The organism is Thalassospira sp. GB04J01, from assembly GCF_000751115.1.
Taxonomy (GTDB): domain Bacteria; phylum Pseudomonadota; class Alphaproteobacteria; order Rhodospirillales; family Thalassospiraceae; genus Thalassospira; species Thalassospira lucentensis.
This window is the reverse complement of record NZ_CCDX020000012.1, coordinates 543834-554237: the sequence shown is the minus strand read 5'-3', so window position 1 is coordinate 554237 and position 10404 is coordinate 543834. Positions and strand designations below refer to the sequence as shown.

General features: G+C 52.7%; 8 protein-coding genes. 3 read left to right on the top strand and 5 right to left on the bottom strand.

The genetic code is table 11. From position 1 onward, the window contains the following. Positions 1 to 185 precede the first annotated feature (185 nt). On the bottom strand, positions 186 to 1136 hold the full coding sequence (locus tag AMM48_RS13830) for a helix-turn-helix domain-containing protein (protein WP_279627491.1): 951 nt from the start codon (positions 1134 to 1136) through the stop codon (positions 186 to 188). A gap of 92 nt (positions 1137 to 1228) precedes the next feature. Here AMM48_RS13830 and AMM48_RS13825 point away from each other — a divergent pair, with 92 nt between their 5' ends. The 3 genes from AMM48_RS13825 (at position 1229) to AMM48_RS13815 (ending at position 4649) form a co-directional block, all read left to right on the top strand. Then, entirely contained in the window at positions 1229 to 2140 is a 912-nt protein-coding gene (locus AMM48_RS13825) for a 3-keto-5-aminohexanoate cleavage protein (RefSeq protein WP_102784489.1), read from the top strand. Then, positions 2140 to 3597: a carnitine 3-dehydrogenase gene (locus AMM48_RS13820; RefSeq protein WP_102784488.1), complete on the top strand. Its 1458-nt coding sequence runs from the start codon at positions 2140 to 2142 to the stop codon at positions 3595 to 3597. Before AMM48_RS13825 ends, AMM48_RS13820 begins: the two co-directional genes overlap by 1 nt. Before the next feature lie 113 nt (positions 3598 to 3710). Then, the gene (locus AMM48_RS13815) at positions 3711 to 4649 is read left to right on the top strand and encodes an alpha/beta hydrolase (protein WP_102784487.1); all 939 of its coding nucleotides are present in this window, start codon (positions 3711 to 3713) and stop codon (positions 4647 to 4649) included. A 75-nt stretch (positions 4650 to 4724) separates the two neighbouring features. Here the strand turns inward: AMM48_RS13815 and AMM48_RS13810 are convergent, their stop codons facing one another. The 4 genes from AMM48_RS13810 to AMM48_RS13795 all read right to left on the bottom strand — a co-directional run bounded on the left by AMM48_RS13810 (position 4725) and on the right by AMM48_RS13795 (position 10294). After that, on the bottom strand, positions 4725 to 6731 hold the full coding sequence (locus AMM48_RS13810) for a CocE/NonD family hydrolase (RefSeq protein ID WP_102784486.1): 2007 nt from the start codon (positions 6729 to 6731) through the stop codon (positions 4725 to 4727). A 107-nt stretch (positions 6732 to 6838) separates the two neighbouring features. After that, the gene (locus AMM48_RS13805; protein ID WP_102784485.1) at positions 6839 to 8470 is read right to left on the bottom strand and encodes an ABC transporter ATP-binding protein; all 1632 of its coding nucleotides are present in this window, start codon (positions 8468 to 8470) and stop codon (positions 6839 to 6841) included. Beyond that, positions 8463 to 9290, bottom strand: coding sequence for an ABC transporter permease (locus AMM48_RS13800; RefSeq protein WP_101303301.1), 828 nt, complete (start codon positions 9288 to 9290; stop codon positions 8463 to 8465). Before AMM48_RS13800 ends, AMM48_RS13805 begins: the two co-directional genes overlap by 8 nt. Beyond that, positions 9287 to 10294: an ABC transporter permease subunit gene (locus tag AMM48_RS13795; RefSeq protein ID WP_022731798.1), complete on the bottom strand. Its 1008-nt coding sequence runs from the start codon at positions 10292 to 10294 to the stop codon at positions 9287 to 9289. The genes AMM48_RS13800 and AMM48_RS13795 overlap by 4 nt, the downstream gene beginning before the upstream one ends. Between the last annotated feature and the right edge of the window lie 110 nt (positions 10295 to 10404).

The following is a 10404-nucleotide window of genomic DNA, read 5'->3' as shown; positions in this document are numbered from 1 at the left end:
TGCTCATAACTTGATGGCTGAAGACGTCAAGAAAACGTGCCAGTGGCTCGTTTTTAGTCTGAAGGTCGAGCACGACCGACAGGTCGCGCGCAGACTGCGGCGTCCCACATCCTCGAACCCATCCATCATCCGACCGTGTGGTGTCTTACTATGTCGGGCATGGGTAAATAGTTTTACGGGAATGCCTAGTTTTTCCGGATGGCACGGATGGTGGTGCCGAACGTTTTGGAAAAGGCCCGACTTAGTGTTGCACCGCTTGTGAAACCTGTTTTAAGGGCAATGGTGCTAAGCGCAAAGTCGGTTCCCCGCGCGAGGTCACGTGCCCGACCAAGGCGTAGCATTTGATAGTATTTTCCCGGTGATATTTGTAAGTTGTCCTGAAACACGCGGTCGAGGCTACGCAGTGAGCATCCCGCCTGTTTTGCAATATCCTTAAGCGGTATCGGTGTTTCAATACGTGACATCATTGCGCCAACTGCGCGGCGTAAATCGTCCCCACCGGCCCCCTGTAAGCGGTCCGCACCGCGGGTCAGGTGATATTGATTTTCCGCGTCATAGACAAACAGATTACTGACATCAAAGGCGACGGCAGAGCCAAATTGTTGTGCCAGAATATGCAGCATCAATTCCATCACGGTTGAAGCGCCGCCCGATGTGATCATCCGACCATCTTTAATAAAGCGATCTGAACGGACAGAAATATCTGGAAATTGTTCCTGGAACTGATCAAGTTCCTGCCAGTGAACGGTCGCGGTTTTTCCACTGAGCATATGGCAACAGCCAAGAAGCCAGGCGGCTGTATCAAGGCCAATAATGTTGCGGGCATGGTGCGCCGCATTTTGAAGTCGTGCGCGGATTTTAGGTGTGGTGTGATCGCGCATGCCATAACCGGAAACGACCACCAGATAGTCAATATCTGCTTTGGTGACTGTGTCAGGCAGAGATGCTTGCGGGGTGATTGTAAGGCCACTGGAACTTGTGACAGGTGCCCCGTCAATTGTGCAGATATCCCAATTTATGACAGGACCATTGGGCAAGCCACTGGCTGCACGAAGTGGTTCGAGCGCACTGGCCAACACCATGTTAGAAAATCCGTCAAACAGGACAAAAACAAATCTGTGAAATTTATTTGGCATAAAGTGCAAAATAAATGACGGAATAGGCAAAATCAAATGGGATGTGTTTCGATAGTCTGAGATCATCATTTTGATCAGCAAGAGAGACCGTCATGCCCCTTACCATGAACCGCGAGGTTTTCATCACTGCTGCCGTTACCGGATCGGGTGCGACACAGGACAAATCCCACCATGTGCCAAGATCGCCGGCACAAATCGCCGCCAGCGCGATTGATGCTGCCAAGGCGGGGGCGGCTGTTGTGCATTGTCATGTGCGCGATCCTGAAACGGGCGCGCCGTCGCGTGATCTGGGGCATTACCGTGAATTGACCGAACGTGTCAGGGCGGCGGACGTTGATGTTGTCCTGAACCTGACGGCAGGTATGGGCGGGGATATTGTTTTTGGATCAACTGAGGCACCGCTGCCCGTCAACAAAGATGCCACCGATATGATCGGGGCTACGGAGCGTATGGCCCATATTGCGGACTGTTTGCCGGAAATCTGCACCCTTGATTGCGGGACAATGAACTTTGCCGAAGCCGACTACGTCATGACCAATACACCGGGCATGTTACGTGCCATGGGACAGATGATGACTGATCTTGGTGTCAAACCGGAGATCGAAGCCTTTGATACCGGACATCTGTGGTTTGCCAAGCAGCTCGTCTCCGAAGGCATCCTGACCAGCCCGGCATTGGTGCAGCTTTGCATGGGGATTCCATGGGGTGCGCCAAATGATCTGAATACCTTCATGGCGATGGTCAACAATGTACCGTCCGACTGGGATTGGTCGGCCTTTTCGATTGGCCGCGATCAGATGCCCTATGTGGCGGCATCGGTTCTGGCGGGCGGTAACGTGCGCGTTGGACTGGAGGACAATATCTATTTGTCCAAGGGCGTTCTTGCGAGCAATGCCCAACTGGTTGAACGTGCAGTTGGTATTGTTGAGGGCATGGGCGCAAAGGTGATTGGTCCGGATGCGGTACGCAAAAGGCTTGGTCTGACCAAGCGGGAGCCACGCTAATGTCCAGTACCAATCCAAATCCCAAAAAAGCAGCAGTTGTTGGCGGCGGCGTTATCGGCGGCGGCTGGGTCGCGCGTTTCCTTTTGAATGGCTGGAACGTTTCTGTGTTTGACCCGGATCCGCAAGCAGAACGCAAAATCGGCGAAGTTATTGAAAATGCGCGCCGTAGCTTGCCCGCACTTTATGACCGCGCGCTGCCAGCAGAAGGTATTCTTACCTTTCATAGTGACATGGCTTCTACAGTTGCCGATGCAGCCTGGATTCAGGAAAGTACGCCGGAACAATTGGCGCTAAAACACAAAATTCTGGCGGATATACAAGCCCATGCGCCAAAGGATTGCCTGATCGGTTCGTCGACATCTGGTTTCAAGCCAAGTGAGTTACAGGAAGAATCAATCAATCCCGGTCAGATCGTTGTCGCCCATCCGTTTAACCCGGTTTATCTGTTGCCGTTGATCGAAGTTGTACCGTCCAAGGCGACGGATGCCGCAGCTGTTGACGCCGGGTGTGAAATACTGCGATCCGTTGGCTTGAAGCCACTTGTCGTGCGCAAGGAGATTGATGCGCATATTGCCGACCGATTGCTTGAGGCGGTTTGGCGCGAAGGTCTTTGGTTGGTGCATGACGGAGTGGCAACCACGCAGGAAATTGATGATGCCATCCGGTTTGGCTTTGGTCTGCGTTGGGCGCAGATGGGGCTTTTTGAAACCTATCGCATTGCCGGGGGCGAGGCCGGTATGGAACATTTCATTGGGCAGTTTGGCCCGGCATTGAAATGGCCCTGGACTAAATTGATGGATGTGCCTGAACTGACCCCTGAGCTGACCACCCGGATTGCTCAGCAATCGGACGATCAGTCCGGTCATATGACGATCCGCGAGCTTGAACGTCTGCGCGATGACAATCTTGTCGGCATGATGCGTGCGCTTAAGAAATCGGGCAGCGGTGCGGGTGGTACGATCAATGATCACGAAGCATCCCTGCAAAATCATGGGTCAATTGATCACCTTCCCGTCACAGTAGATCGTCAAATCCCACAAAGCTGGACAGATTATAATGGGCATATGAACGAAGCCCATTATGTTGAAATCAGTGGACAGGCGAGCGACCGTTTCATGGAGCTCATCGGTGCAGATGCCGAGTATATAACTGCCGGAAGCAGCTATTTCACGGTTGAAAACCATGTTTGCTATATGCAGGAAATCACTGCTGGAGATCGTATCTCTGTGACGACGCAGTTGATTAAGGGCGTGGGTAAAAAACTGCATCTGTTCCATCGCCTGATGATGATTGATGGACAGGTTGCAGCAACGGTTGAAACCATGTTGCTGCATGTCGATCTAAAAACGCGTCGGACGTCTGAGCCGGGTGGGATTGTCGCGACAAATCTGGCCGAAATCGCGGTCCAACACGATCGTTTGGCCAAACCTGAACAGCTTGGTCGTGCCATTGGGTAAGCTCAAAACGGTTTAAGACTGGTACATATAATGCCGTGACGGCCCCTGCAGCCTTTAACTGCGGGGGCATCCGCGTTACGCTGTTGCACGTTTTCTCCAATGAGGTCCCGGTGATGTCGCGTTCCGATCAGGTTTCTTCCGATCTTGTGTATGACCCAATGCCGGACGAAGAAGGCATTCGGTCCTTTATTACCAAATGTGATGGCTTCTTTCCGCCAGACGCGGTCGCGGCGGGCATTGATCAGCAGCGCAAATGGTACGACGCACTCTGTGCCGAATTTACCTTTCCCCATCCCGACGGGATGGGGGTCGAAGATGATGTGATAGGCGATGTGCCCGTGCGTCATTATCGCCCGGCAATGGTAACCACGAACCACAAGATTGTTTATATGCATGGCGGCGGGTTTGTTGTGGGATCGCGTGATAGCCATGATTCGATCTGTGCGGAAATTGCGCAAGCTGCCGGTGCTGAGTTAATTGCCATAGACTATCGCCTTGCACCGGAGCATGTGTGGCCCGCCCAGCACGATGATTGTTACCGTGTGGCGCAAAGCCTTCTGTCAGCGGGGCGGAAGCTTGTTTTGGTCGGGGATAGTGCCGGTGGCATGTTGGCCGCGGGTCTTGCGGTGCGTGCGCGCGAAGAGGGCTTTGGCGACCGGATTTTGGGGCAAGTATTGATTTATCCGGCCCTTGGCGGGGATTTGAACTGGCCAAGTTATGGCCAGATGGCCAATGCGCCGGGATTAAGCACGGATGACGTGATTTATTACCGTGATGTGCTTAAGGCGCCGATGGATGATCCATTTGCGCATGCGCTGTCAGTCGATGATTTGCGCGGGCTTCCGCCAACCTATATCACGGCAGCCTATTTTGATCCGTTGCGTGATGACGGGCGTGAATTCACAGCCCAATTGGCCCGTGCCGGGATTGATGTGCAGTATCGCGAAGAACCGCAATTAATCCACGGGTGGCTGCGGGCGCGGCACATGAGTGACGCGGCAAAAGCCGGGTTTTCACATTTGTGCGCAGCAATTGCGCAAATGGTGGGCTGAAAAAAAACGATGATCTGGCGAATACAGATTTAGATGGAACGCTAAAAAGGGCCGGATAACCGGCCCTTTTCGTGATTACATGAAATTGCGGGGAATGGTTCTTTCCCATTTCTTTTCAAATATTTGCTGATCATCTTCGTAGGCGATCATCCATGCACTGACAAACCAGTTGTCGCGATCACAGCTGAGTTCGGCATGGCAATCTGTGCGCACCGACCATTCATCACGCTTCAAATCGCATGTCCATGCCGCCTCGCCGCGCATGCTATTGGGATCAAGCGGATTGATGGTCCAGGTTTCGCTGCGTACTGAACGGGTGGCAAGACGGGAATCTGGATGTTCGAATAAACCGGTATCTTCATAGATGCGGTATCGTGTTTCGTTCTGTGTGAGGTTGCGCTGCACACTGCGTTCAGTGCGGCTTGGCTTATGTTCGATATAGGTCGGTAACGGATCGGGGTTCTCGGGTTGCTTAACCGTAATTTTTTCATGATTGCCCAAAAGCGGCAGATCAAATTTGATTGATGATGGTGCAATGGTAAGCCCGGCATCAAAGGGCGGCGGCAAAATCATCGGCCAGTAGGATGTCGAAAGTGCTAGGCGAATACGATGGCCGGGTTTGAAACGATACCCGCAAGCATCGAGTGTCAGCGTGATTGTGACTTTCTTATCGCGCGGCATCGGTTGCGGATTGTCGTAATTCGCCGCTGGATCGCGATGCGCCAAGTTTAACACGCCAAACGAAACCCGGGTTGCCGTGCCGTCAGGATGAACATCAACAAGACGCGCGCAGAGGTTTGACCAATCTGCGTCGCATTCAAGATCAACGTTCAGCACCGGGCGCCCCAAAAGGTCGACCTCAACGTCAAGCGGGGTGGTTTCAAACACCAATGATCCGGCATCGTCACCACGCTGATCAATCGCCATTTCCGCGTCTGGTTTCAGGGTGAAATATTCTCCTGACGCCGTCCCGGTATCGAGCGGTGATTTCAAATAGATATCGGCAGCAGGAATTTCATCGTCGCCAGCCTCAAACGATAGTTTTCCGTCTGCCACAAACATGGAACAGGTTTCAGGTGTGGACCAACTGTCCTTGGCAATCCAGAACCCCGGATCAAAGTCCCGACGCGGGGCGGGTTTTACCCCCTCAAGGATATAGGCACGCATTTGCGGCAGGGTGTCGGCACCATTATCTTCGTCGCGCAGCCATTTGTTCCACCAATTGATTGCCTCGCCGATAAAATCGGCACGCGGTTTTGGCCATGCGAAATGCGGATATTTGTGCACCCATGGACCAATCAGCGCCTTGGACCGGTCAGGCATGCCTTCAATCGCCCGGATTGGGGTGTTGCGATAGCCATCGGCCCATCCGGCTAACACCATGGACGGGATTTTGACCGCATCGAAATCTTCGCAGATTGATGCATGTTTCCAAAACTCATCACGGGTTTGATGGGCCAACCATTCTTCAAGGAAAAACGGTTCTTGCTCAAGCCGGTGTAACCACATGTTTCGCCAGTCATCACCGACCAGTTCGGGGTCAGGTGTGCGTGATTGATAGGCCAGCATGGTCGCAGCCCATGAAAGTTGCGCAGCCAACTGACAACCGTTTTTATAGTGAATGTCGTCGTTATATCGATCAACAGTAGAGGCAATTGAAATCACGGCCTTAAGCGCCGGAGGATTAAGGGCCGCGACCTGCAGGCAGTTAAACCCGCCCCATGAAATCCCCATCATGCCGACCGATCCATTGCACCAGGATTGTTTGGCAATCCATGCAATCAGCTCAACCGCGTTGGCCAGTTCAAGTGCGGTATATTCGCCGTCAATTACACCATCAGATTCACCCGATCCCCGGATATCAACCCGGACACCGGCGATCCCGGCCTTGGCAAATTCTGGATAGGTCGCCTCATCGCGTGAACAGGTGCCATCACCCTTGCGATAGGGCAGAAATTCAAACACAGCAGGGACCGGATCGGCATCGGTGCCGTCGGGCATCCATATGCGCGCGGCAAGTCGGGTGCCATCGTCCAAAGTGATAAAGGTGTTTTCAATAACAGTGAATTTGCGGTCGGACATTGTGGGGCGTCCTTTGGGGCTTGAAGTTTTGGTTTACAGGATGGCTTATGAGAAAAGGCGGATCGTTTGATACGATCCGCCTTTTGTTGCATGTTCTGAACGACTTGTCAGTGACCAGCACTTTCCATTTTACGTGTGGCAAGGACATTTTCCAGCCAACCCAGCTTCATTTCCGGAACCGACTTCAACAGGAGGTCGGTGTAATCATCAAATGGTGGGTTAAGGACCTCGGACCGAGGCCCGAAATCGACCAGCTTGCCTTGCAGCATGACCGCCACAGAATCAGCAATCGCGCGTACAATCGCAATGTCATGGGTGATGAAAAGATAGGATACCTGATAGTTTTTTTGCAGACGCATCAGAAGATCCAAAATCCCCTCGGCCACCAGTGGATCAAGGGCCGAGGTTGGTTCATCACACAATATCAATTCTGGTTTGGCTGCCAGTGCGCGCGCAATTGCAACGCGCTGTTTCTGACCACCGGAAAGTTCGGCTGGATAGCGATCATAGAACGTTTCGCCCATCTCGATTTCATCAAGAAGTTCGATGACTTTTGCCTTGCGTGCGGCACCGCGCATTCCGAAATAGAATTGCAGTGGACGGCCAATGATCTGGCCCACTGTCTGGCGCGGGTTCATTGCTGTATCGGCCATTTGATAGATCAGCTGAATACGGCGTAAATGATCGCGAGACCGTTTCTTTTGTTCGGCAGAAAGTTCTTCGTCGACAAAGGTGACCTTGCCTTCAAACGGGGGCAAAAGGCCGGTGATGACACGCGCCAATGTAGATTTTCCCGAACCGGACTCACCAACAACGGCAAGGGTCTGACCCCGCGGCACATGCAGCGATACGTCATGAAGAACCTGAACACCATTTCCATACGCCGCCGAGATGTTCTCAACTTTTAGCAACGCATCAGATTGATCTCGGGCTTCGGCCAGTTTGGTCTGACGGACATTGACCAGCGCCTTGGTATAGTCCTGACGCGGGTTTTCAATGATCTGTTTGACCGGGCCGTATTCAATGGTATCGCCATTGCGCAAGACCATGATGTCATCAGAAATCTGCGCGACGACGGCAAGATCATGCGTGATGTAAAGTGCTGCTGTTCCGGTTTTCTCAATCGCATTTTTAATCGCAGCCAGAACGTCAATCTGGGTTGTGACATCAAGGGCTGTTGTCGGTTCGTCAAAGACGATTAGTTCCGGGTTGGAACAAAGCGCCATCGCCGTCATGGCACGTTGGAGCTGACCACCAGAAACCTGATGGGGATACCTGTCCCCAAAGTTATGGGGATCAGGAAGTCCAAGAATTTCAAACAGGTAATCAGCGCGCTTTCGTGCTTCTTCGCGCGTCATCAACCCATGTTCAATCGAACTTTCAATCACCTGATCGCCCAGCTTATGCGCCGGGTTAAAGGATGCCGCAGCCGATTGCGCAACGTAGCAAACACGTGCGCCGCGGATGCTGCGAATGCCTTTTTTGTTCATCGACAGGATGTCTTTGCCATCAAGCAAAACTTCCCCGCCAGTGATGCGGACACCGCCGCGGCCATAGGCAAGGGCAGCCAGACCAATGGTGGATTTACCTGCACCAGATTCCCCGATTAGACCAAGGACTTTGCCCTTTTGCAGATCAAAGGAAACACCGTGCACAATGTCGATATCCTGTGGGTCTTCACCCGGTGGAAAAATGGTCGCGCCAATGCGCAGATCGCGTACCGATAAAAGATCAGGCATCACCGCGTCCTCCTTTCAGGCTGGACGTACGTTTTAACAACCAGTCGACGACCATGTTCACACAGACGGCCAGTGCCGCAATTGCCCCGCCGGGAATAAGGGCGGCCTGAATGCCGAAAATGATACCATCTTTGTTGTCCTTGACCATACCGCCCCAATCCGCCGCTGGCGGCTGAATGCCAAGCCCAAGGAACGAAAGGGTTGATAGGAATAGGATCGAAAATGCAAAGCGAAGGCCAAATTCAGCAAGTAATGGAGAGAGCGCATTAGGCAGAATTTCGCGGAAAATGATCCACATCCGGCCTTCACCGCGCAGTTTGGCAGCCTCAACAAATTCCATAACCGCAATATCAAGCGCCACGGCACGACCCAGACGATAGACACGCGTGGAATCCAAAATGGCCATGACAGCAATCAGGATAAAGATGTTTTGCGGCAGGACGGCCAAAACCACCAGTGCGAAGATCAATGTCGGGATCGACATCATCAAATCGTTCAGGCGTGATAGCCCCTGATCAATCGGACCGCCTGATACGGCGGCTGTGAAGCTCAGGAAAATACCGATCGAAAACGACAGGATGGATGCCGCAAGCGATACAAACAGCGTTGTTTGTGCGCCGTAAATCAAACGCGATAACAGATCGCGTCCAAGGTTGTCTGTCCCCAGAAGGTAAAGCTCATTGGCGGGTTCCCAAACGCCGGCAACAATTTCACGTTCGCCAAAGGGTGCAATAAGGGATGCAAAAACAGCACAGAAAAATGCAAACAGAATGCCCAGAATACCGATCCAGGCGGTCAGCGGGATTTCACGTAATCTCATCGCGGATGCCTCAGTCTCGGATTGGCGATAATGGCGACAAGATCGGCCACCATGTTCAGAAGGATATAAACCGCAGCAAAGATAAGGCCGCAGGCCTGTACCACGGGCATGTCGCGTACCGTAACGGCATCGACCATATATTGCCCCATGCCGGGATAGACAAAGACAACCTCGACCACGACAACACCGACAACCAGATAAGCCAGGTTCAGCGCAACCACATTGACGATTGGTGCAATGGCGTTTGGTGCTGCATGTTTGACAATCGCCTTAAAGGCGCCAAGGCCTTTGAGCTCTGCGGTTTCCATATATGCCGATGACATTACACTAATGATGGCCGCACGGGTCATACGCATCATATGGGCCAACACCACCATAACCAGTGTTGCCGTTGGCAAAGCTATGGCCGCCATGCGTTCAGACCACGGCATGCCGTCATAGACGGTTGATGGGAATGTCGCGACACCCAGCTGGACAGCAAAGAAGACAATCAGCAGATAGCCGATAAAGAATTCAGGTAATGAAATTGCCGCCAGTGAGAGGATGTTAATCACACGGTCCGGAATGCGGTTGCGATAATGGACCGCAACCATGCCAAGGCCAACGGCCAGCGGTACGGATATGGCCGCCGCAAAGAACGCCAGGAATAACGAATTGCCAAGGCGCTTGGTGATTTGTTCGGTCACCGGGGCGCCACTGGCCCAGCTGTTGCCAAAATCACCCTGCACAACCCCGCCAAGCCATTCGAAATAGCGCGTGGTGATTGGACGATCCAGACCAAGATCGGCGCGTATATTTGCAATGGACTGTGGTGTGGCCGATTGACCAAGGTAAGTTTGGGCGAAATCACCCGGCAAGGCTTCGATCCCTGCAAAGATCAGGACTGAAACAGCCCAAAGCAACAGCAAACTCAAACCCAGCCGTTCGACGATCAAGACCGTCAAAGGATGGCTTTCTTTTAGTCGGTGTCGCGCGGCGTACACGCCGGCCAAGGGATTGGCCATAAACACATTCTCCCTGTATGGGCCTGAGCGGAAATTCAAGACGGGTGGAACAACGAAGAACCATCTTCGTAACCAATCTGGAATTTTCGATCAGACCGTCATTCAATCAC